The sequence below is a fragment of the Aeromonas sp. 5HA1 genome (assembly GCF_029237245.1).
GTDB classification, from domain to species: Bacteria; Pseudomonadota; Gammaproteobacteria; order Enterobacterales; family Aeromonadaceae; genus Aeromonas; species Aeromonas salmonicida.
Window position 1 is genome coordinate 14,361 of sequence record NZ_JAACFW010000035.1, and the last position, 22,900, is coordinate 37,260.

At 57.0% G+C, this 22,900-nt stretch carries 22 protein-coding genes; 10 read left to right on the forward strand and 12 right to left on the reverse strand.

Going from position 1 to position 22,900, the window contains the following annotated elements:
- Nucleotides 1-158: 158 nt before the first annotated feature.
- Entirely contained in the window at nucleotides 159-482 is a 324-nt protein-coding gene (locus GWQ27_RS21265; RefSeq protein WP_275908263.1) for a hypothetical protein, read from the reverse strand.
- Between the two features lie 299 nt (nucleotides 483-781).
- Between GWQ27_RS21265 and GWQ27_RS21270 the strand changes: the two genes are divergently transcribed.
- The 3 genes from GWQ27_RS21270 to GWQ27_RS21280 all read left to right on the forward strand — a co-directional run bounded on the left by GWQ27_RS21270 (nucleotide 782) and on the right by GWQ27_RS21280 (nucleotide 2,693).
- Entirely contained in the window at nucleotides 782-1,033 is a 252-nt protein-coding gene (locus GWQ27_RS21270) for a hypothetical protein (RefSeq protein WP_275908272.1), read from the forward strand.
- A 70-nt stretch (nucleotides 1,034-1,103) separates the two neighbouring features.
- The gene (locus tag GWQ27_RS21275; protein WP_275908264.1) at nucleotides 1,104-1,478 is read left to right on the forward strand and encodes a hypothetical protein; all 375 of its coding nucleotides are present in this window, start codon (nucleotides 1,104-1,106) and stop codon (nucleotides 1,476-1,478) included.
- Nucleotides 1,479-1,751: 273 nt separating this feature from the next.
- The gene (locus GWQ27_RS21280; RefSeq protein ID WP_275908265.1) at nucleotides 1,752-2,693 is read left to right on the forward strand and encodes a type II CAAX endopeptidase family protein; all 942 of its coding nucleotides are present in this window, start codon (nucleotides 1,752-1,754) and stop codon (nucleotides 2,691-2,693) included.
- 383 nt (nucleotides 2,694-3,076) lie between these two features.
- Here GWQ27_RS21280 and GWQ27_RS21285 read toward each other — a convergent pair whose 3' ends face one another.
- Nucleotides 3,077-4,273, reverse strand: a complete 1,197-nt coding sequence (locus tag GWQ27_RS21285; RefSeq protein WP_275908273.1) for an MFS transporter — start codon at nucleotides 4,271-4,273, stop codon at nucleotides 3,077-3,079.
- 135 nt (nucleotides 4,274-4,408) lie between these two features.
- On the opposite strand from GWQ27_RS21285, the gene GWQ27_RS21290 reads away from it, so the two are divergent.
- Nucleotides 4,409-5,317 (forward strand): LysR family transcriptional regulator, encoded by a 909-nt coding sequence (locus tag GWQ27_RS21290; RefSeq protein ID WP_275908266.1) that lies wholly within the window; start codon nucleotides 4,409-4,411, stop codon nucleotides 5,315-5,317.
- Nucleotides 5,318-5,726: 409 nt separating this feature from the next.
- Nucleotides 5,727-6,197, forward strand: coding sequence for a hypothetical protein (locus GWQ27_RS21295; RefSeq protein ID WP_275908267.1), 471 nt, complete (start codon nucleotides 5,727-5,729; stop codon nucleotides 6,195-6,197).
- A 42-nt stretch (nucleotides 6,198-6,239) separates the two neighbouring features.
- On the opposite strand, the gene parC is transcribed toward GWQ27_RS21295, so the two are convergent.
- The 8 genes from parC to nudF all read right to left on the reverse strand — a co-directional run bounded on the left by parC (nucleotide 6,240) and on the right by nudF (nucleotide 14,436).
- Nucleotides 6,240-8,534, reverse strand: coding sequence for a DNA topoisomerase IV subunit A (parC, locus tag GWQ27_RS21300; protein ID WP_275908268.1), 2,295 nt, complete (start codon nucleotides 8,532-8,534; stop codon nucleotides 6,240-6,242).
- Nucleotides 8,535-8,605: 71 nt separating this feature from the next.
- Nucleotides 8,606-10,501: a DNA topoisomerase IV subunit B gene (gene parE / locus GWQ27_RS21305; protein ID WP_005313900.1), complete on the reverse strand. Its 1,896-nt coding sequence runs from the start codon at nucleotides 10,499-10,501 to the stop codon at nucleotides 8,606-8,608.
- Between the two features lie 228 nt (nucleotides 10,502-10,729).
- Complete coding sequence (locus GWQ27_RS21310; RefSeq protein ID WP_275908269.1) at nucleotides 10,730-11,131, reverse strand: GFA family protein; 402 nt, start codon at nucleotides 11,129-11,131, stop codon at nucleotides 10,730-10,732.
- Between the two features lie 37 nt (nucleotides 11,132-11,168).
- The gene (locus GWQ27_RS21315; protein WP_219591705.1) at nucleotides 11,169-11,792 is read right to left on the reverse strand and encodes an NUDIX hydrolase; all 624 of its coding nucleotides are present in this window, start codon (nucleotides 11,790-11,792) and stop codon (nucleotides 11,169-11,171) included.
- Between the two features lie 2 nt (nucleotides 11,793-11,794).
- Nucleotides 11,795-12,382, reverse strand: a complete 588-nt coding sequence (locus GWQ27_RS21320; RefSeq protein WP_275908270.1) for a YqiA/YcfP family alpha/beta fold hydrolase — start codon at nucleotides 12,380-12,382, stop codon at nucleotides 11,795-11,797.
- A 12-nt stretch (nucleotides 12,383-12,394) separates the two neighbouring features.
- Nucleotides 12,395-13,213: a 3',5'-cyclic-AMP phosphodiesterase gene (gene cpdA, locus GWQ27_RS21325; RefSeq protein ID WP_011898312.1), complete on the reverse strand. Its 819-nt coding sequence runs from the start codon at nucleotides 13,211-13,213 to the stop codon at nucleotides 12,395-12,397.
- 26 nt (nucleotides 13,214-13,239) lie between these two features.
- On the reverse strand, nucleotides 13,240-13,686 hold the full coding sequence (locus tag GWQ27_RS21330; protein ID WP_005313915.1) for a DUF1249 domain-containing protein: 447 nt from the start codon (nucleotides 13,684-13,686) through the stop codon (nucleotides 13,240-13,242).
- A 108-nt stretch (nucleotides 13,687-13,794) separates the two neighbouring features.
- Nucleotides 13,795-14,436, reverse strand: coding sequence for an ADP-ribose diphosphatase (nudF, locus tag GWQ27_RS21335; protein ID WP_005313918.1), 642 nt, complete (start codon nucleotides 14,434-14,436; stop codon nucleotides 13,795-13,797).
- Between the two features lie 306 nt (nucleotides 14,437-14,742).
- On the opposite strand from nudF, the gene tolC reads away from it, so the two are divergent.
- The gene (tolC, locus tag GWQ27_RS21340) at nucleotides 14,743-16,068 is read left to right on the forward strand and encodes an outer membrane channel protein TolC (RefSeq protein WP_011898310.1); all 1,326 of its coding nucleotides are present in this window, start codon (nucleotides 14,743-14,745) and stop codon (nucleotides 16,066-16,068) included.
- A gap of 168 nt (nucleotides 16,069-16,236) precedes the next feature.
- Here the strand turns inward: tolC and hldE are convergent, their stop codons facing one another.
- A complete protein-coding gene (hldE, locus tag GWQ27_RS21345; RefSeq protein ID WP_265421024.1) occupies nucleotides 16,237-17,664 on the reverse strand; it encodes a bifunctional D-glycero-beta-D-manno-heptose-7-phosphate kinase/D-glycero-beta-D-manno-heptose 1-phosphate adenylyltransferase HldE in 1,428 nt (475 codons plus the stop codon).
- Between the two features lie 296 nt (nucleotides 17,665-17,960).
- Between hldE and lpxL the strand changes: the two genes are divergently transcribed.
- Both lpxL and GWQ27_RS21355 read left to right on the forward strand, forming a co-directional pair.
- Nucleotides 17,961-18,884, forward strand: coding sequence for an LpxL/LpxP family Kdo(2)-lipid IV(A) lauroyl/palmitoleoyl acyltransferase (gene lpxL, locus GWQ27_RS21350; protein ID WP_275908271.1), 924 nt, complete (start codon nucleotides 17,961-17,963; stop codon nucleotides 18,882-18,884).
- Between the two features lie 154 nt (nucleotides 18,885-19,038).
- Nucleotides 19,039-19,506 (forward strand): energy transducer TonB, encoded by a 468-nt coding sequence (locus tag GWQ27_RS21355; protein WP_021140556.1) that lies wholly within the window; start codon nucleotides 19,039-19,041, stop codon nucleotides 19,504-19,506.
- Between the two features lie 94 nt (nucleotides 19,507-19,600).
- On the opposite strand, the gene GWQ27_RS21360 is transcribed toward GWQ27_RS21355, so the two are convergent.
- Complete coding sequence (locus tag GWQ27_RS21360; RefSeq protein WP_169046855.1) at nucleotides 19,601-20,569, reverse strand: CYTH domain-containing protein; 969 nt, start codon at nucleotides 20,567-20,569, stop codon at nucleotides 19,601-19,603.
- Between the two features lie 169 nt (nucleotides 20,570-20,738).
- Here GWQ27_RS21360 and GWQ27_RS21365 point away from each other — a divergent pair, with 169 nt between their 5' ends.
- Together GWQ27_RS21365 and GWQ27_RS21370 are read left to right on the forward strand one after the other, a co-directional pair.
- Complete coding sequence (locus tag GWQ27_RS21365) at nucleotides 20,739-21,419, forward strand: TIGR00153 family protein (protein ID WP_021140558.1); 681 nt, start codon at nucleotides 20,739-20,741, stop codon at nucleotides 21,417-21,419.
- A gap of 25 nt (nucleotides 21,420-21,444) precedes the next feature.
- Complete coding sequence (locus tag GWQ27_RS21370; RefSeq protein ID WP_021140559.1) at nucleotides 21,445-22,710, forward strand: inorganic phosphate transporter; 1,266 nt, start codon at nucleotides 21,445-21,447, stop codon at nucleotides 22,708-22,710.
- The last annotated feature ends 190 nt before the right edge of the window (nucleotides 22,711-22,900 follow it).

Consider the following 22,900-nt stretch of genomic DNA (forward strand, 5'->3'; position numbering starts at 1 on the left):
ACGAGGTCAGGCCATCTAGGTAGGGTGCAATAAGCGAAGCACATTGCACCGACAAACCCGCGTATCAAGGGTGATGCAACTACCCCCGTTCACGTCCCCGTGGGCTGCGGGAACAGGGTTTGAATGAGAGGGCAATCTCAGCCACGCCCCTCAAGACCTCAGTGCGCAATAGTCCACATGGCGCTATCCACCCCGGTTTCACGAAAATCGATGAGCACCGGATACTGTTTGCCGCACCCTTCCACCGTCCAGCGCTCTTGCCAATAACGGCTACCCGGATCTCCCTTTGGCGGCTGCAACACAACCGGCACAAAGCGCTCTGGCGCCTCACAGCCCTTGGTTGCCACCCAGCCCGCTACACCGACCATGGCATCCTGGATCAACTGCTGATTGGCCAGGGTTCCCTCCTGTACCGGTTCGGGCTTCTCGGCTTGCGCGTACAAGGCCCAGCAGCAAAACAAGAGCGGGACATATTTCATCATCAGATCTCCAGCAGGTTCAGCCTGTCCAAATCGGCAGAGTTAGTTCGTTTGGGGCTTTTATGATGCACTGAAACACTCCTGAAAAAAATCTCTCTTGATGCAAGGAAGGGATTATCAAGCCGATGCCCCCCTCACAGGTGGTGAGCCGAAGACGGGGGAAAGTCCGGTATTCCTATCGAATCCCCATAGGAACTACCTCGTTAGCGTCATTGGTCCATAGAATGTAAGGAATATAATGAATCCCGCATACCAGCAGCAGGGGCCATGCTGTGAGCAGAAAACCCGACCGTATTACCGCAATGCAGCAGATCATCGATGCAGTGAAGCAGGAATTTCCGCTCTATCAACCGGATACCTTCAGATGCGGGCCAGACAATAGCTGCATCGGCTGCTCTAAGAAGCTGATGGAGCAGGTCGACTCTGACTTATCCTATTGGCAATATCAGATCGATAGCGGCATCCCGCCCTCCTTCGACGAGATCCAGCGCTTCGGCAAGATGTGCAAGAGCATCCGCCGGGCGCTGATGCGCAATGGCCGGATCCCCGCCTGATGCTTTGCATCTGCATCTGATAAGGTTTACCGACAGGCCCAGATCGGGCACAAACGAGAAGGAGAGGAAGATGACCCAGGAGCGGATCCAGACCCGATATAGACTGGCGGGCACCTTTACCACTCAGGCCGAGCGGGAGCAGGCCATAGCCCGGGCGATAGAGGCCCACAAACAGGACTTCTTCCCCCTGCTGGAACGACTGGTAGATGTGGGTGACAATCGGGTCAAGCTCAGTCAGAAAGATCCGCTGCGGGTGCTGGGGGTGGAGCTCGACAAGGCTTACACGGGGGGCAGCGCCCGCCTCAACTACGAATCCAATTTCGCCGAGGGCTGCCGCCTTATCGACGAATATGACCAGCACCAGACCAGCGTGCCCTTTCGCCTGGAAGGTGATGAGCTTGTCTTCGACCTTGAGCTGCCCATAGCGTGGAATTTCAATAATTGAAGGCTCGGCGGTGCAATTCACCTTGTTTATTGCACCAGCAGCATATGTGAAGTCGATGGGGTGTCAGTCATGGTGCTACGGGCCGAATGAAGCGGCTGTCAGGAAGGCGTGAGCCCGCGAAAGAAGGGATTTACACCTTGATGGTTGGCATTTAAATAAAGATGCAAGAGCCGCCAATTAACTTAGCCATCTGGTATCCGGTTGTTTCCAGGACAACAAATTGAAATATCGAGGGTCACCATACGTGAGCATCAATCTGCAGCAATACCGGTATTGAATGACAGTGATTACTATGGTTTCGAGCGCAAAAGTGCCGGGAATTTTCCCTTTTATCGAGAGGGGCCCCATGCATTATCAGCCAGTCGCTGGGTACTGATCCTGCTTGGTGTAGCCCTGGGTTTCTCGATGCTGACGGTGCCTGTCGCATTTTTTAAAACCACCCTGGGTGGCTTTGTTCCCGCCATCCTGTTCCCGCTTATCCCGCTGGCCGTGCTCGCCATCATGGTGGGTAAAGGGTGGCGAGCCCTGTTTCGCACGCCGACATGGCGGGATGTTCTGTTGATGGTGGCCATTGTTGGCGCCAATATTCTGGTCTCCTTCACCGTTGCAATCTTGCTGCAGCTGTTTTTCAAGATGAATACCAATCCGGTCAACACCCTGCTGGCAGGGGCATCCGATACGGCACTCATCCTCTTTTATTTGAAAACAGCCCCACAACTCTTCGGTGAAGAGGTGGTCTCCATATTGCCGTTTCTGGCAGTGCTCTGGTTTTGTCACACTAAGCTCAGCCTGAGCCGCAAGTCCGCCATCATTACCGCTTGGCTCTGTACTGCGCTTATCTTCGGTGCGTTGCATCTGCCCACTTATGAGTGGAATTTTCTGCAATGTTTTCTGGTCATAGGAACGGCCCGCATTGTGCTGCTAAGCGGCTACATCATTACCAAAAATATTTGGGTATCGACCGGCGCACACATTATCAATGACTGGCTGCTGTTTACCATCATGGCGGCATTTCTGGGTGCTAACACCGCCGGTGTAGGGTCGATCCGTACAGCCCATTTCACCGGCAATTTCGCGAGTTTAATCGCGGTGCAATTCACCCTGTTCATTGCACCCGACGGTTACCTCCCCTCACCCAGGCCCTCTCCCAACGGGAGAGGGCACAACTCAGTGCCAACCTCAGGCAGTGATGGTCATACCATCAACCGTCGGTGACTCCAATGCTCCCTTCTCCCACTCTTTGGCCATAAACAAGAGGAGAAGGGCTGGGAATGAGGGACGCAAACCATCACGGCAGAAGCTATCAGCAAGCCGCAGAACGTTAAAGAAAACAGAGAAAAGTAGGGTCGATTAGCGCAGCGTTATCGGCCGCACCGCAAGCTCCGTAGTGATGAGGATAGAGAGCAGAGGGATTACCAGCAGAATCGCGGCAACCTGTTTTCGCGATTGTCTGATTACGCTTCGCTAATCAGACCTACAGTCCTTTTTAAGGGGACGTTTTCACCGCCCATCCAGTCGTACCACAACGCCCGGCCCACCGGGCGTTGTTATATACGGCGATGAGTACCCCCTACAAATGTCGTTAATCAAACATTCGGTTATTTGGTCACCAAGCATAAACGTTTGAGTAACTGATATAGAAAAACTGGTTGAATAAGCGCCAGCGCTATGGCCAACCAAGCCACGATAGCCATGTTGCCAAGGTGACCATCGACATTAGTTAAAATCATCGAAGACACTACGGCAGCCAAGCCACTGAATATATGTTGGAAAACATTCTGCAATGACATGAATCCTGCTCTTTCCCAAGGCTCTGCCACTTGACTATTAACAGTAGCAACGGTGATCGTCCGTATCGAAGTAACCACCATGAATAACGTGAAAATCACTATGGTCGGCAACCATGGTTCACGCACGAAGCCGTCCCAAACAACGGCAATCGTCAATCCCCCCATCAAAATCGTCACTATCATTGCGCCAAAACGGTCAATAAAATATCCACCAAACTGCATCGCAAACAAGCTAAAGATACCTCCTATGACATAGTAATGACTCATATCGCCACGAGGTACATCAAGGTTGAACTGAAAATAAGCTGCAATATTTGGCACAATAAGGAAGGTACTGAAAATTGCCAATCCAATTGCCATAAATGCATTCCACACCACAGGTCGTTTCAACATTTCAATCGATGAAAAAACTTTCTGGCTCCGTCCCAAGTGGGCCCTCATCCCGGGCAACCTTATATATACTGCCACGCAGACACACAATCCCAAACCACCAACGACATAGAAAGGTGCACTCCATCCTTTTAACATTGCCAGCTCCAATCCCAAGGGTACACCGGCAATAGCTGACAACGAGAAAGCCCCTATCACTATGGCCATCGCTCGACCACGTTGCTCTAGTGGCGTGGTATCTACAACGATCGCCAGAGCGATGGATGTTGCCGGACCGGCAAAAACACCGGCCAGCAAGCGGGTAAAGAACAAGCTTTCCATATCCCATGCTAACGCGCACGCCCAGGTGGATAGCGTGATTCCCAACAATGAGATCAGTGCAACATGTTTTCTATCAAACCGGTCGAGATATCTGGCACATAATAGCGATGATAGTGCAGCTGCCAGTGCATACCCACCCCCTAAATACCCTATATAGGTTGGACTTATATTTAGCGCACGAGATAAATCAGGCCCAAGAGGCATAATCATCATGAAATCAAGAGCACTGACCAATTGAATCAATGCGGCTAGCCAGACGGCGTTAAAATTCATAGGCAAACTATTAATGTGCATTTTTTCATCCACATTATTTTTATCTAACATCATAGTGTTTACTCTCAATTTTCAGAGATAAACAGTATATCCACTATCACAATTTAATTTTATCCGTTAAAATGGCACAGATTGTTATCATATTAGGGATAATCAATGCGTACAGGCATGGAATTGAATGCGCTGAAAGTTTTCATTGCAGTGGTTGAAAAAAGCAGTTTTGTCGGGGCATCTAAAACCCTTCAAATACCCACGTCAAATGTGAGCCGCAGTATCTCTCAATTGGAAGAAGCCTTGAACCTTCAACTGATTGAACGCACTACCCGCCATATGAAACTCACACAGGCAGGGCAACTGCTCTATACCCGAGTAAAGCCATTACTGGAATCACTGGAGCAAACCGAGGCTGAATTGACATCACAACAGATCCAGCTGAAAGGGCCATTACGCATCTGCATCCCCAATGAAGCCGGCCCCAGGCTGCTCGGTACAGCCATTGCTGACTTTGCCTGTCAACATCCTGAAATCAAGATCAGCTGTATTACCAATCTGTCCGGACTTGAGTCATTAAGAGAGGATCTGGACATGGTAATCATCATTCACAGAGGCAAGATGGATGATTGCGATTATATAGCCAACCATCTGACAACCATTCCCTGCACTGTTGTTGGCTCCCCTTCATTGATCCAGAAGTGGGGACTTCCCAACCATACGTCACAACTAAAAGATCTCCCCTGCATCACTACGGTGAACGCTCTGAAAGGGATGCCTTGGCAATTTACTCGCACAAACAGTGAATTTTCCACCATCCAGGTGAATGAACACTACCGGGTCAATAGTGGTGAGCTAGCGTTAAAAGCAGCAATCGCTGGCGTTGGTTTTGCAATTCTTGCCAAGGTGGCTTGCCAAGAGTTTATTGATGATGGCAGGTTGGTTGAAATTGAACTTGAGTTACCCGCCGCCCCATTGCAGTTGTTTGCTGTTTATGCAAACCGTCAATATCTACCGGCAAAAACGCGCGTATTTATTGAGTTCGTACGGCAAAACATCATGAATTATAAGTAACTAAAACCGGTAAAGCCTCAACAGGTTAGGCTGACTTTTCAATATATCAAAAAAGTGAGCGCCCCAGTTTTTGTCGTTCGCGAACATCTGATTACGCTTCGCTAATCAACCTATGGTCATAGCCAGATTAAGTATCCCCGCCACACAAAGTTCGTCGCACACACTGACTGACCAGGCGATGGCAAGGCTTATCCGGCAATCTGACGTGAACGGGCAATGGTCACCCCCTCCCTCAACACTGACACCTCAAGCTAGGTCCAGTCCTAGGCCATTGTAGAAATGGTGAGTGTCCCAGTTTTTCTTCACACCCCCCTATATAGGCACTACATAATTCCTTCTGACTAGATAGAATAATTCTTTTTAAAAAGAAACCAACATTAACACAAATACAACTTATGGATTGATTGAAATGTTAAAAAAAGCCTCGTTGATTTTATTTATACTTACGTCGATGAATGTATCCGCTAATACAGCATGGTTTTCAGGGTGGCAGGCGTACAAACCCACAAATTGGCAAACAATTGGCACTTGGTATAGTTGCATTAGCATTGTAAATATATCTTCAGGTTCCATCGAAGTCACTGTGAGTTACTATAGCAGCAGTGGTGAAATGGTAACCCCACCATTAACTGGCTATAGTGCTGGTACAAATCCAAAGACTATATTAGGCCCTCGTCAAAGTGCGGGATGGTGTACAGCACCAAGTCAACTCGCTACTGGCACTAATATGTGGGGAGCTGGAATTGTCACTGCTACTCCCCTTGATGGTCAAACTGAGCCGGCTTTAGTCGTTGCACAAGCAGACCTGAGAAATTTAGCTCCATCTGGCAGCTATAATGCATGGACTAATGTCCCAATAAATGGTGGGCTGCCATTTTAATTTAGAGTATTTAGAAGGGCGCTTTCGCGCCCTTCTTATTATTTACCCTTCCTGATTTTCCTCCGCGACCGGCTCGGCACCGGCGGCGGGTTCAATCTCTATTCTGTCTACCCGCTGCAAACCGCGGGGCAGCTTGGCGCCACGGCGGCCGCGCTCGCCGCGGTAGTAGTCGAGATCGGCAGGTTTGAGAGTCAGCTTGCGCTTGCCGGCAAACAGGGTGACATATTGCCCCTGCGGGATAATGGCGGCCATTACCATAAACTCTTCCCGCGCCTTCACGCGAGCCGACGGTATGCTGATGAGCTTGTTGCCCTTGCCCTTGCCAAGCACCGGCAGGGTATTGAGCGGGAACAGCAGCATGCGCCCCTCGTTGGAGATGGCCATGCAGAGATCGGTTTCTGGCGAGCCAATCTTCTGGGGAGCCATCACCAGGCCCCCTTCCGGCACTGTGAGCAGCGCCTTGCCGTTCTTGTTCTTGCCGATGAGATCGTCATAGGTACAGACGAAGCCGTAACCGGCGTCGCTCGCGATCAGATACGGCTCCCCCTCGTTGCCCATCACCAGATGGCGCACCTCTTCCCCCGCCCCGAGCGCAAAGCGGCCGGTAAGCGGTTCGCCCTGACTGCGAGCCGATGGCAGTGTGTGGGCTTCCAGTGCATAGGTGCGCCCCAGGGTGGAAAGGAACACCGCCTGCTGGTTGCTGCGACCGCAGGCGTGGGCAAGATAGCCATCCCCCGCCTTGTAGGAGAGCCCCGCCACGTCCACGTCGTGGCCCTTGGCGGCACGCACCCAACCTTTATCGGAGAGAATGACGGTGACCGGCTCGCTCGGGGTAAGCTCTTTCTCGGTCAGGGCTACCGCGCTGGCACGCTCCACCAGCGGGGTGCGGCGATCGTCGCCGTACTTCTCGGCATCCGCCAGCAGCTCTTTCTTGAGCAAGGTGTTAAGACGACGCTCCGAGCCTAGCAGCAGTTCGAGCTTGTCGCGCTCTATCGCCAGTTCGTCCTGCTCGGCACGCAGCTTGAACTCTTCCAGCTTGGCCAAATGACGCAGTTTCAGCTCGAGGATAGCCTCGGCCTGGGTCTCGCTGATGTTGAAACGCTCCACCATCACCTTGCCCGGCTCATCCTCGGTGCGGATGATCTCGATCACCTCGTCGATGTTGAGATAGGCCACCAGCAAGCCTTCGAGGATGTGCAGGCGAGCCAGCACCTTGTCGAGGCGATACTGCAGGCGACGGCGCACCGTCTCGCGGCGGAAAATGATCCACTCGGAGAGGATCATCTTGAGGGTCTTCACCTGGGGGCGGTTGTCCAGCCCCAGTATGTTGAGGTTGACGCGATAGTTCTTCTCCAGATCCGTGGTGGCGAACAGGTGGGCCATCAGCGCCTCCATGTCCACCCGGTTGGAGCGGGGGATGATCACCAGACGGGTCGGGTTCTCGTGGTCCGATTCGTCGCGCAGGTCGGTGACCATGGGCAGCTTCTTGGCCACCATCTGGGCGGCGATCTGTTCCATGATCTTGGCGCCGGAGGCCTGATGGGGCAGCGCCGTGATGACGATGTCGCCATCCTCCTCGTTCCACACAGCACGCTGCTTGATGGAGCCCTTGCCGGTCTCGTAGATTTTGCGGATGTCATCGCGCGGTGTGATGATCTCGGCGCTGGTCGGGTAGTCCGGCCCCTGAATGTGCGCCATCAGCGCATCCAGCCCCGCATTGGGGTTGTCGAGCAATTCGGCGCAGGCGTAGGCCACTTCCCGCGCGTTGTGGGGCGGAATGTCGGTCGCCATGCCCACGGCTATGCCTGTGATGCCGTTGAGCAGTATGTGCGGCAGGCGGGCGGGCAGCACCACCGGCTCTTTCATGGTGCCGTCGAAGTTCGGCGTCCAGTCCACAGTGCCCTGGCCGAGCTCGGAGAGCAGCAGCTCGGAGAAGCGCGACAGGCGCGCCTCGGTATAACGCATGGCGGCGAAGGATTTGGGATCGTCCGGCGCACCCCAGTTGCCCTGACCATCCACCAGTGGGTAGCGATAGGAAAAGGGCTGAGCCATCAGCACCATGGCTTCATAACAGGCGCTGTCGCCGTGAGGGTGGTATTTACCCAGCACGTCACCCACGGTACGGGCAGATTTCTTGTGCTTGGAGAGGGCCGACAGCCCCAGCTCGCTCATGGCGTAGATGATCCGCCGCTGCACGGGTTTGAGGCCATCGCCGATATGGGGCAGGGCCCGGTCCATGATGACGTACATGGAGTAGTTCAAGTAAGCCTGTTCGGTAAAGGTGCGCATTGGCTGGCGCTCTACCCCATCCAGACTGAGCTCGATAGCATCACTCATATGTTTTTCTCTTGCTATGGCGCGCCCTCAGAGGGCACGCCTGAAATGCGGGTCGGCTGGTGACCGACGGCTTAGATGATGGCGAGGTTGCCCTTCTCTTCCAGCCACTCGCGACGATCCGGGGCGCGCTTCTTGGCCAGCAGCATGTCCATCAGTTGCAGGGTCTCGTCCCCCTCCTCCAGCTCGCCCATGGTGAGCTGCACCAGACGGCGGGTGTTGGGATCCATGGTGGTTTCCCGCAGCTGTTTCGGGTTCATCTCGCCCAGACCCTTGAATCGGGTCACCATCACCTTGCCCTTCTTCTTCTCTGCCTCGACCCGTTGTAGCACGCCGTTCTTCTCGTCTTCGTCGAGGGCGTAGTAGACCTCCTTGCCGATGTCGATCCGGTAGAGCGGCGGCATGGCAACATAGACGTGGCCCTTGTTGACCAGGGTGCGGAAGTGCCTCACGAACAGGGCGCAGAGCAGGGTGGCGATGTGCAGACCGTCCGAGTCCGCATCCGCCAGTATGCACACCTTGCCGTAGCGCAGGCCGGAGAGATCCTCCGAGTCCGGGTCCAGACCGATGGCCACAGAGATATCGTGCACTTCCTGGGAAGCGAGCACCTGGCCGGCCTCCACCTCCCAGGTGTTCAGGATCTTGCCGCGCAGGGGCATGATGGCCTGAAATTCGCGATCCCGCGCCTGCTTGGCGCTACCGCCCGCGGAGTCACCCTCCACCAGGAACAGTTCCCCCTGCATGGGGTCGGCGCAGTTGCAGTCGGTCAGCTTGCCGGGCAGGGCCGGGCCCTGGGTGATTTTCTTGCGCACCACCGTCTTGGCGGCGCGCAACCGGCGCTGGGCGCTGGAGATGCAAATCTCGGCGATCTGCTCCGCCAGCTCGGTGTTGCTGTTGAGGAACAGGCTGAAGGAGTCCTTCACCACCCCCGACACGAAAGCCGAGCTCTGGCGCGACGACAGCCGCTCCTTGGTCTGACCGGCGAACTGGGGATCCTGCATCTTGATGGAGAGGATGTAGGCGCAGCGATCCCAGATATCTTCAGGGGTCAGCTTGACCCCGCGGGGCAACAGGTTGCGGAACTCGCAGAACTCGCGCATGGCGTCGAGCAAGCCCTGACGCAGGCCGTTGACGTGAGTACCGCCCTGCGGCGTCGGGATCAGGTTCACATAGGATTCGGCGAGGCACTCACCCCCTTCCGGCAGCCAGCACAGCGCCCAGTCCACCGCAGACTGCTCGGTGCTGAAGGCGCCGACGAAGGGCTGCTCCGGCAAGCAGGTGAACTGCTTGACCGCATCGACCAGGTAATCCTTGAGGCCATCCTCATAGCACCACTCCAGCTTGATGCCAGTGTTCTTGTCGAGGAACTTGATGGTGAGGCCGGGGCAGAGCACGGCCTTGGCCTTGAGCAGGTGCTCCAACTTGGTGACCGAGAAGCGGGGCGAGTCGAAATAGCTCGCCTGCGGCCAGAATCGCACCCGGGTACCTGTGTTGCGGCGCCCGCAGGTGCCGGTGATGGTCAGCTCCTGCACCTTGTCGCCGCGCTCGAAGGCGATATCATAGACCTGGCCATCGCGGCGCACCGTCACCTCGACCCGATCGGAGAGAGCGTTCACCACAGAAATGCCCACCCCGTGCAGACCGCCGGAGAACTGATAGTTCTTGTTGGAGAACTTGCCCCCCGCGTGCAGCTTGCAGAGGATCAGCTCCACACCGGATACCCCCTCCTCCGGGTGAATGTCGACCGGCATGCCGCGGCCGTCATCGATCACCTCGAGGGACTGGTCTTCAAACAGGGTCACCTCCAGGGTACGGGCGTGGCCCGCCAGCGCCTCATCGACGCTGTTGTCGATGACCTCCTGGCCGAGGTGATTGGGCCGGGTGGTGTCTGTGTACATGCCGGGGCGACGACGCACCGGTTCGAGGCCATTGAGGACCTCAATGGCATCCGCATTGTATTGAGTGGACATGGAGGGCCTTGCGAATTGACGTTTGGGGGGAATCTTACTCGTTGGGAGGGCCTTGGACAAACCCGACGGCGGGAAAGGGTGATCCAGACAGGGGCCGACAAGATACTGAGCCGGGATCAGATGCGCCTGACGCCACAGAGAGCGCCTGTGTCAGCTGCGAGAAGGAGACATGGAAACCAAAAGACGTTGCCACCCTGATGATGACATCTGCGGATGACGCCCTTGTGGCTATTTCCCTCGATCGGCCGGATGGTTTACCCCGTCGCGCAGCGGCACCTCAGCCAGCTCGAACGGGTTGACCCCCTCCAGACAGGCAAGGTTGTAACCATACTCGGCCGGATTGGAGCGGCGCTGGTGATGGGTATAAATGCCGCTGACGCTGCAGAAGTAGTGCTTTGCGGTGCGGGTGTTGAACTGGTAGCAGCGCAGTTCAGCCTCTCCCTGCAGGATGCGGATGCCCGAGAGCGGTACAGAGGCGACGATGGCGCCACGCCGTCGGCAGAGGGAGCAGTCGCAGCGGCGCGGATCCACCACCCCATCCGGCAAGGTAAGTTCCAGTACCACGGCCCCGCAGTGACAGCTGGCCCTGTGCTTTTCCTCAATCCGGGTCTTGCCAATGCGTTTGATCATCCAGCCTCCTTGCTAGCTGATGCGCCCGCCAATCGGGTCAGTCGAACAGCGTCTCGCGCCGCCCTTGCAAAAGATGGGCATGCAGGGTGCGCAGTTGGGGCTCCACCACCCGATGAAGGGATAGTTCAGGCAAGTCGTCGATGGGGAAGTAACCGGCACCTTGTGTTTCATCGGTCTCGCCGAGCAGCTGGCCACCGATCACCTCGCACAAAAAGAAAGCCTTGTGGGCGTGGGGCAGCTGGGGCGGATGGGGGTGCTTGAGCTTGTCGAACAGAGCCAGCAGCTGCACGGCCCGACATTCGAGGCCAGTCTCTTCAACTACCTCGCGCACCACGGCATCGGCTGGCGAGTCACCGATATCACACCAGCCGCCGGGCAGGGTCCAGCAACCGTCGCTGCGCTCCTGCACCAGCAGGATATGGCCAGCCTTATCAACGATAAGGGCTCGCACATCCAGTTTGGGAGTGGGGTAGCCGCGATCGAGGTCGATCCACTCGGTGATGGCGTCCGGTTTCAGGTCGCTATGACTGGCAATCAGGGCGACCGTGGCCGCGCTGAGCGCCTCAAAGCGGCCAATATCGAAGGGATCCTTGGAATAGGTGAGGCCTGCTTGCGCCGTGGCCAGCACCTGTTCCAGAAAGGTGGCCAACGGCGGTTGCATCGCTAGAGCCCGAGAAAGTGGATGATCTGGGCGGGATAGCGTTCAAACCCGGTGAAGGCATGATTGCCGCCGCACTCCAGCGAGAGACGGGCGAACTGATATTCGGTCAGCGCCTTGCGATAGTCGAGCACCTCGTCCTCCTGCTGTTGCAGGATCCAGAGCCGTTCAGGCGCCGTCACAGGTACCGCCAACGCCTTCAGTTCGTCCATGTGTACCGGCAGCAGTTCAAAGCACTCATTGGTGTAAGGATTGGTCTGGGGGCCCAGATAGTCGCAGAGCAGCTCATGGGGGCGCACCGCCGGATTGATCAGGGCCGCGCGGCAGCCATAGCGCTCGGCCACTCGGGTCGCCATAAAACCGCCGAGCGAGCTGCCCACGGCGCCGAGCTTGAGATGGGCGCCATGACGGGCACTGACATCTTCGATGATTTGTTCGATGGCAGCCCAGGCAGCGGCAGGCGTATTGGGCTGGGCCGGAATAATGACCTCGATGTCGGGTCTGTATTCGGCCACCCAGGCAGCCATCTGCTGCGCCTTGGCAGAGCCTGGCGAAGAGTTGAAACCGTGCAGATAAAGGAGAACCGACTTCATGCAATGCTCTCCTCAATAACCGGTGGCATCGGGGTCTGGCACAAACTGCCCCACTGGCAGGCGCCACACCTGGCTCGCCACCCGGCCATCGGGATGCAGGGTGAGATAGCGCCAGCCAGGGCCGGACTCATCCAGCGCGAAACCATCGCTGAGCGGTTTGAACTGGATGCAGGTGGAGGGGCTGGCAATCAGCCGCACCCCGCGGTGCACCTCGTCAAACTCCTGATGGACATGGCCAAACAAGATGGTTTTCTGCTGGGGATGACGAGCCAGCACGGCGAACAAGTCGTCGGCATTCTTGAGATTGTGCTGATCCAGCCAGGCGCAACCGACCGGCACAGCCTGATGGTGCAGGGCGATCAGGGCGTGGCGCTCGGGATGTTGACGCAGTGCGCTGTCCAGCGCCGCCAGTTGGTGATCGCCGAGCACGCCATGGGGTTTGCCGCGTACCTGGGTATCGAGCAGCATCACTTGCCAGTGTTCGCCCACCAGTTGCTTGGCCTCACTGATCCCTGCCGCATGCAGGTACTCGGTCATCAGGGGGCCGTCGTCGTGGTTGCCGGGCAACCAGTAGATGGGGCGCGCCAGCGGGGCCATCATGCTGGCAAAGCGCTGGTAGGACTCCGGACTGTGATCCTGCGACAGATCGCCAGTGGCCAGGATCAGGTCGAACGGATGCTCATTGACCTGCACCTGTTCCAGCACGGCAGCCAGGCTCTCTGCGGTGCGCACAGCCAATAGCCTCCCCTCGGCACTCGCGAAGAGATGGGTGTCGGTAATTTGTAACAGGCGCACACTGCCGTCCTGCGCCTGGGGTAGCTCTGTTTCCAAAATCACGCTTCTTTGTATAAGTTCAACTAGAGGATGTTGATCAGGCTGGTACCATGTCTGAGACAAAATCTTAGCCAATCGGCCAGAAACAGATTTACCTGCTCCTTTTCATCCCGCTGGTGCATTTTTTTATTGGGATAATCATAACGTGGTTGCAACCTCGAAATCTGTTGCGCCGCACACACTTCCGCCATCCGCACGTCATGATACAAACGAATCTCGATGCGAGCCTGCAAGTAGCTCGGTAATTCCGGGTTGTGCTGTGCCAGGATCACCTGGCTGGTGAAGCGGCTCTCCTCGCTGACAGTGAGCTGGAACTGCAGGCCGTTGCCCACCTGATAGCGGCGTTCGGCCCCGACTGTGCCGCCCGGCGGCAGCAGTTTCATCAAGGCCATATAGTTCACCTCGCAGGTGCGCTGCAAGGACATCAAGTCAGGCACATAGCGTTTCATCGGGCTCTGGACTAACGGCATAGCGCAGCTCCATCAATCAACACCCGTGAGTAATTCACCTCGCAGGTACGCTGCAAGGACATCAAATCAGGCACATAGCGCTTGCCCTGCTGCTGGACGCTCACCACCTCAGCGCTCCGCCAGCCAGCGAGCCCTCAGCTCGCCGTGATTGAGGGCCAGCCACTGCAGTGCGATGACGGAAGCCGCATTGTCGATGCGCCCCTCCTTGAGCCAGGCATAGGCCTGCTCACGACTCACCACGTGAACCCGGATATCTTCGCCCTCTTCCGCCAGACCGTGGATCCCTTCGGCCTTGCTGGCATCCACCTCGCCCACATAGACCTCTATACGCTCGGTACTGCCGCCCGGGCTCACCAGATAACTGATGGCATGCTCGCAGCGACCGACCTCAATCCCCGCCTCTTCCACCGCTTCCCGGCGCACCACCACCTCGGCAGTCTCCCCTTCATCTATGATGCCGGCCACCAGCTCCAGCAGCCAGGGGGTGGAACTGGTCTCGATGGCGCCGATGCGAAACTGTTCCACCAGCACTATCTGGTCGCGCACAGGATCATAGGGCAGCAGCGCGGCCGCATGGCCGCGCTCGAACAGCTCGCGCACTATGGGCTCATTCCAGCCCCCCGCAAATAACCTGTGTTGCAGGCGATAGACATTTACTTTGAAGAAGCCGTTATATCCCGATGATTTCTCGATAATTTTTACATCATCAGCAGAATAGTGACGGGTTTGGGGCAAGGCTTGCTGCGACATACGAGACTCCCGCCAGCTTGACTTGGCTCGGTTTGACCATAAAATCCGAGAACATGAATGAACATTCATTCACTCGTTCCCGACGGAGATGAGGGATGGATTTTAGCAGTCACAGGACATTTGGCTAGGCACGAGGGGGAGAAAACTCCCCCTCGTGCTTGACGTTCCTGTCGCTGGAAAAGAGACAGTTATCATAATATTTTGCTTATAGTAGAGTGATTAAGCTGAAATCAAGCTTGCTCAGTGACAATACCCCTCCTTCATCCAGCGACAGCTTTGGGTTAATACATAAGGTTAAAACGATCTATGAAAAGAACACTCTTGTCAGCCATGGTGTTGCTGGGCGTCAGCGCCGGCGCCCACGCCGAGAACCTGCTCGACATTTACCAACAAGCCCAGATCAAGGACACCCAACTGCAGGAATCCAAGGCCAAGCGTGACCAAGCCTTCGAGAAGATCAATGAATCCCGCGCAGCCCTCTTGCCGCAAATCAATCTGGGAGCCGGCCTGAACTACCTGCAAAACAAGGGTGATACCCAGACCAACAGCAACGCTACTGGCTCCCTCTCGCTGGATCAATCTATCTATCGTCGCAGCAACTGGGTCAACCTGGACCTGACCGAGAAGAGCGCCACCCAGTCCGACGTGGCCTACAACCTCGAAATCCAGAATCTGATGCTGCGCACCGCCCAGGCCTATTTCAACGTGCTCAAGGCAATGGACACACTGGAATTCGTCCGCGCCAACAAGGCCGCCGTAGAACGTCAGCTTGAGCAGACCCAGCAGCGCTTCGAAGTGGGCCTGACCGCCATCACGGACGTGCATGAGGCCGAGGCCGAGCGCGATCAGGCACTGGCGGACGAGATCAATGCCGAGAACACGCTGGACAACAGCTACGAGAGTCTGCGCGAGCTGACCGGCATCGACCACCGTCAGCTGGACGTACTCAACACCGAGCGTTTCAGCCCGCAGAAGACGCCGTTCAACTCCGACAAATGGCTGGAGCTGGCACTGGACAAGAACCTGCAACTGCACAGCGCCCGCATCGGTAAAGACATCGCCAAGGAGCAGATCGATCTGGCCAAGACCGGTCACGAGCCGACGCTGGATCTGGGTGCCGGTCTCTCCAGCACCTATAGCGATTACAAGGACGAGATCCGCAACCCCGAGAGCAACAGCAATCAGGGCAACATTGGCCTGAACTTCAAGCTGCCGCTCTACACGGGTGGCGCGACCACCTCCCAGGTCAAGCAGTCCCAGTTCAATTACGTGGCGGCCAGCGAGCAGCTGGAACGCAGCTTCCGCTCTGTGCAGAGCACTGTGCGCTCCTCGTACAACAACGTGAACGCCAGCATCGGCTCGGTACGCGCCTACGGCCAGTCCGTCATCTCCGCCGACAGCGCCCTCAAGGCCACCGAGGCCGGTTATGAGGTCGGTACCCGCACCATAGTCGACGTGCTGGACTCTACCCGCAAGCTCTACCAGGCTAAGCAGAAACTCTCCGAAGCCCGTTACAACTACATTCTCAGCATCCTCTCCCTCAAGCAGGCCGCCGGCACGCTGGAGCAGAAAGATCTGGAGGAAGTAAACCAGGGACTGATACCTGCCGCTCAGGTCAAGAACAAGTCCTGATCCCGACTCGCATCCAGTAAAAAGGCGACCCTAGGGTCGCCTTTTTGTTATCCGCTTTCTATTGTCCGCACCGGCCGCTTCTCTTGCCGCAGACTGGTGAACGCCGCGAGACTTCCATACTCCGGTGCGGGCCAGACATAAAAAACCCGGCCTGGGCCGGGTTTTGACTCAGCCGCGTTCGCGGATAGTCTTGATGATGTCGCTGGTGGAGCAGCCATCTTCGAAGTTGAGCACGCGTACTTCACCGCCGTTGGCAGTCACTTCATCATAACCGGCGATATCCTTCGGCTTGTAGTCACCCCCCTTGACCAGCAGGTCGGGCAGCACTTCGGCGATCAGCCGCTGGGGCGTATCCTCAGCGAAGGGCACCACCCAATCCACGGCCCCCAACGCGGCCAGCACGGCCATGCGACGGTCGGTCGAATTGACCGGGCGACCCGGCCCTTTCAGGCGACGGACGGAGTCATCGGTATTGACCGCCACTATCAGGCGATCTCCCAACTTGCCGGCATTGGCGAGGTAGGAGACGTGACCGGCGTGCAGTATGTCGAAGCAGCCGTTGGTCATCACCACCTTCTCGCCACGCAGGCGAGCAGCCTGCACGGCAATCTTGAGCTGAGCCTCGGACATGACGCCAAAGCCGGTCTCCTGCTCGGTGTAGAGCGCATTGGCAAGCTCCACCGGGCTGACGGTGGAGGTACCCAGCTTGCCGACCACGATACCGGCGGCGGTGTTGGCCAAGGCACAGGCCTCGTCCAGGCTCATGCCGGCGGCCAGCGAGGTGGCCAGGGTGGAAATGACGGTATCACCGGCACCGGTCACGTCGTAGACCTCGTGGGCCTGGGCTGGCAGGTGCAGCTCGGGCTGGCCTTCGCGGATCAGGGTCATGCCGTTTTCGGAGCGGGTGACCAGCAGGGCTTCCAGCTCGAAACGCTTGACCAGCGCCAGTCCCTTGGCGACCAGATCCTCTTCACCCTTCACCTTGCCCACCACGGCCTCGAACTCGGACATGTTGGGGGTCAGCAGGGTGGCGCCGCGATACTTCTCAAACTCGGTCCCCTTGGGATCGACCAGCACAGGAATACCGGCGGAGCGGGCACGCTGGATCATGCCGGGTACGTCGTTGAGGGCTCCCTTGCCATAATCGGAGAGGATCATCACGTCGCTGTTGGGCAGCGCCTGCTCCACCTTGTTCATCAGCAGAGTGGAGTCGACATCGTGGAAAGCCTCTTCGAAGTCGAGGCGCAGCAGTTGCTGGTTGCGGGAGAGCACCCGCAGCTTGGTGATGGTCGGATAGTCGGCCAGACGAACGAAATCACAGGCGACCTTGACGCCAGCCATCTGGCCAGCAAGGGCATCGGCCGCTTCATCCTGACCGGTCAGGCCAAGCAGAACGGCATGAGCGCCCAGAGCGGCGGAGTTGAGGGCCACGTTGGCGGCGCCACCCGGGCGCTCCTCAATGTGCTCAACCTTGACCACAGGCACCGGTGCCTCAGGCGATATCCGGCCGGTGGGGCCATGCCAATAGCGGTCCAACATGACATCGCCAACGACCAGAACGCGGGCTTTTGCAAACTCGGGCAGGGTGATTTTCATCTGTATCGACTCTCAAAACCTGAAAAATCAGCCGCCGATTTTATCACACTCTTTTGCGGGGTGTGAAAAAAGCACGCGGCCCTGCTTCGCTACCGTGAGCCGACACAGTGAGCAGACATGGACCAGCCATGTCAGCTCTGACCAGGCGAGAGGCCATTCGCACCCGACCCCGCTTTTCGGCTAGAATCCCCCGATTGCCAGTAAAACTATCCAATCAGGATATCCACGAGCCTTTATCGCCTCCCCTTTTTGGCTGGACTCTCCAGATCATGGCGATTGCGAACAAGAGATTTTTCATGGCCCACGAACACGCCCCTCGCCTCGAACCCCATCTGTTCCATCCCCGTTATTGGGGGAGCTGGATTGGCCTCAGCCTGCTTTGGCTGCTGGTATTGTTGCCCTGGCGCAGCCAGATGTGGTTGGGCCGTCAACTGGGCACCCTGGCCCGCGTATTGTTGAAATCCCGCGTCAAAATTGCCCGCCGCAACCTTGAACTGGCCATGCCGGAATTGACCAAGGATGAGCGGGAGAAGCTGCTCAGGCAGAATTTCGAAAGCGTTGGCTGCGCCATCTTCGAAGTGGGTATGGCCTGGTTCTGGCCCGACTGGCGCATGCGCAATCTGATGAAGGTAGAAGGGGAAGAGCACGTCATCGCCGCCATGGAAAAGGGTCAGGGCATGCTGCTGCTCTCCTGCCATTTTCTGACGCTGGAGCTCAACGCCCGCTGCTTCGGCTTGGTCAGGCCGGGGGTTGGCGTCTACCGCCCCAACACCAATCCTGTCCTGGAATATGCCCAGTACCACGGTCGCTGCGCCTCCAACAAATATCTGGTGGACCGCATGGACGTGAAGGGAATGATCAAGGCGCTGCGCAACGGCGACGCCCTCTGGTATGCCCCGGATCACGACTACGGCTCCCACGCCAGCGTGTTCGTCCCCTACTTCGCCGTTGAGCAGGCGGCCACCATCACAGGGACCGCCACCCTGGCCCGGGTGAAAAACACAGTTACCCTGCCCTGCTACAACATTCGCACAAAAGAGGGCTATATCTTGCACATAGGCGCCCCTCTGGCGGACTACCCCAGCGGCGATGACGTGGTCGATGCCACCCGTGCCAACAAAGAGATAGAGGCCGCAGTACGCAAGGCCCCCGAGCAGTACATGTGGCTACATCGCCGCTTCAAGACCAGACCGAGCCCGGATGACATTGGATACTATTGAGTAAGAAAAAGATGAAAAGACCGCCGAAAGGCGGTTTTTTATGGCCTGCCGCCCACAAAGGGTTTTCATTCGTAGCTGAATATTTTATTAATAACCCTGCCGAGCGGCGGGCGGCCCCCGCCAGGAACAATAAAGCGAACGAAGGGAAGCGAACATGAAAGCCACTCTTTTACTGGGCGCCCTGTGCGTATTGACCGGTTGCAGTCACCAGACCCAGAGCGTGCACCTCACCTCACTCCCCCTGAGCAACATCACGGATGTGAATGCCCAGTGGACCCCCCTGACCAGAGTGGAGTCACGCTATCCCAAGGAGGCCATTCTGGCCGAAAAGATGGGATGCACCTCACTCGAGTATGTGATCAATGAAGCGGGTCAAGCCGAGCAGATCCGCGTACTGGCTCGCAGTGACGAACAGTTCAGCGAGGTCGCCATAGAGACGCTGCAACAGTGGCAGTGGCAGGCGACTACCGCCAATCCGGACCATACCCCCATCAAGTCCCAGACCCGATTCGAGTTCTGTATCGAGCACAACGGCCAGCCCTGTGACACCAGCGGGCTGGCGCAACTCTGCCAGGGGGAAGACATGGTCCGCAGCACAGGACTGGTCTACACCCAAGTCTGAAGCCTTCGCCTGTGATGAGAGTGTCGACCATGAAAAAGGTGAGCCCGGGCTCACCTTTTTCGTCACTACCCGTCACGCCCGCCGGGCACAAGCATCATGCAGTAGCGTGCAACCAGGCGGCGATGGCCAGTTGCAGCCGCACATAGTCAGCCCGATGGAAGAGAGCAGACAGTGCCGTCTGCCACTCAGGTTCGGCCACGTCTTGCGCCAGCAAGGCCAGATGAGTCGACAAGTCGGTCAGCGCCGCCAGCCAGGCCGGTGCCACCAGCGTATCGGCTGCCTCGATGACAAGCGCAATACCTTGCCGGATCTCTTGCAGCGCCAGGCGTCGCTGCTCGGGGTCCGCCTGTTCCAGCCAGTACTGCTCATGATGTTGCCAATGCTGCAGGCCCGAGGTGAGGCGTATAGCGGCATCGACCCCATTGACCACAGGCAAGGATTGCAACGCCAGCGGCTTGCCGAGCCCTGCCAACCGATAGCCGCGCTGCGCCTTGGATTGCGCGCCCAGCCTGACACCACCCAGCACGGTCAGCCGTTCTGCCAGCGCGAACAGGGCGCTGGCATCGCCGGATTTAAGCTCAAGTTCCAGTTCGTTGATGGCCGTTTTTCCCAGCGAGCCGACGATCTCGCCCTGATCCCAGGCCAGCTCGATCTCGGCTCCCTCGAAGGCAATCAGCCAGTGACGACGCAGGAAATCGGTACGGAACTGGGCAACCAGCTTGCCCTGAATCTCGTCGCGGACAGTCAGACTCGGGAAGATCTCGTCCGGAAAGGCAGATAGCCGCGGAACATCCCCATGCACAGGGGCATTATATTCAGGCCTGGCGTGCAATCCCCCCACCACCTGACCCCGGCATTTAATCGTCTGCTCGGCAAAATCGTCACTGCGACGAATGCGTAATCCCATTTCGAGCCAACGTAAATCCAGGGTCGGCGTATCAAAATAGACATTGCCAAGCTCCACCTGGGCATTGGATATAATTTCAATAGAATTCAGCAGGTTGGATAATGATTGTTGAATGTCTTGTGAGACAAAAAACTTTATCTCGATCTCAGTTTGCATAGTCATTCCGGGCTGGCAGGCAACTTGGGGGGGCATGATACTGAACGCGAGGATATAATGCCTGCGATACATCAGGATTAATTCACGGTTTTATTGATGGCGCAGTTCGGTTATCCTGCGCGCCTCATAACATCGTATCGAGTGTTTTTTCACCGACACAGGTTTGACCATGCCAGTAAATACTATTTTGGGGCTTTTTGCCAAGTCCCCCATCAAGCCGTTACAGAAGCATATCGTCAAGGTTCACGTGTGCTGCGAGCAGCTCATCCCCTTCTTTGATGCCGTGGCCGAAGACCGTTGGGAAGATGCCGAGAAGATTCGGGAACATATCGCCCAGCTGGAAAAAGAGGCGGACATCCTCAAACGTGAAATTCGTCTGAAACTGCCTCGTGGTCTCTTCCTGCCGGTCGCCCGTACCGACCTGCTGGAGCTGCTGACTCAGCAAGACAAGATTGCCAACCGTGCCAAGGATATCTCCGGTCGCATGCTTGGTCGTAAAATGGAATTCCCTGCCGAGATGCGCGCCGATTTCATGGCCTATCTCAAACGTTGTATCGATGCGACCGCCCAAGCCGAAAAAGCCATCGGAGAACTCGATGAGCTGCTCGAAACCGGCTTCAAAGGACGAGAAGTTGAAATGGTTGCCGAGATGATCCACCAGCTGGATCTTATCGAGGACGATACTGACACCATGCAGATCGGGCTGCGCCAACAGCTGCAAGCCGTTGAGCAGAAGTACAATCCGATCGACGTTATGTTCCTCTACAAGATCCTCGAATGGGTAGGTGACCTGGCAGACCAGGCCGAGCGCGTTGGCGCCCGTCTGGAACTGATGCTGGCTCGTTCGTAATCGACTGACTGGGTAAACACTATTAATGGACATTATCGCGAATTACGGCACTACTCTGGTGCTCGTGGCGGCCTTGTTCGGCTTTTTGATGGCCTGGGGTATAGGCGCGAATGACGTGGCCAACGCCATGGGCACATCGGTCGGCACCAAGTCCCTGACTATCCGTCAGGCAATCATCATCGCCATGATCTTCGAGTTTGCCGGTGCGTATCTGGCGGGCGGTGAAGTGACCGCCACCATCCGCAATGGCATCATAGATACCAATGCCTTTGCCGATACACCGGATCTGCTGGTGCTCGGCATGATCGCCTCTCTGCTGGCGGCGGGCTCCTGGTTGATCCTGGCCTCCTACTTTGGCTGGCCTGTCTCGACCACCCACTCCATCATTGGCGCCATCGTCGGTTTTGCGATGGTGAGCATTGGTCCGGAAGCGGTGCAATGGAGCAAGTTCGGCGGCATCGTCGGCTCCTGGATTATCACTCCGGCCATCTCCGGCATCATCGCCTACTTCATGTTCATCAGCGTGCAGAAGCTCATCTTCAACACAGATGATCCTCTGGCCAACGCCAAGCGTTACGTGCCCTTCTACATGTTCCTGACAGCGCTGGTGATCTGTCTGGTCACCATCAAGAAGGGGCTGACCCACGTCGGTCTGCACCTCACCGACGGCGAAGGGATCATGCTATCCGTCGCCATCTCCATCGCCGTGGCGTTTGCCGGCTGGCTCTACATTCGCGGCCAGAAGTACAACCCGCAAGATGACAGCAAGATGCACTTCGCCAACGTGGAGAAGGTATTTGGCATCCTGATGGTGATCACTGCCTGTGCCATGGCCTTTGCTCACGGCTCCAACGACGTGGCCAACGCCATAGGTCCGCTCTCTGCTGTCGCCTCCATAGTGGCGTCAGGTGGCGAGATCGCCGGTCAGTCCTCCATCGCATGGTGGATCCTGCCCCTTGGCGGCATAGGTATCGTCATCGGTCTGGCGACCATGGGCGGCAAGGTAATGGCAACGGTCGGTACCGGTATCACTCACCTGACCCCGAGCCGTGGTTTCGCCGCCCAGCTGGCAACTGCCGCGACCGTGGTGATTGCCTCCGGTACCGGTCTGCCCATCTCCACCACCCAGACTCTGGTCGGTGCCGTCATGGGTGTCGGTCTGGCGCGCGGTATTGCGGCACTGAATCTGGGTGTGCTGCGCAACATAGTGGTCTCCTGGATCATTACCCTGCCCGCAGGAGCCATCCTGGCCATCGCCATTTTCTACGTCTTGCAAGCTTGCTTCTCTTGACGCAAGCCGCAGCAAAAAGCCCGGGTCACTGACCCGGGCTTTTTTATATCTGGCGGCAAAAGAGTGTCTAGTCCTGAAATAGGTTTACACATTTTCGGCTAGCATTTCTCCACTCAGAACCCCCGATGTACTGCATCGGGGGTTCTGTATTTCAACGCATGATGCGGCCGCTCCACGTTGTAGATATCCA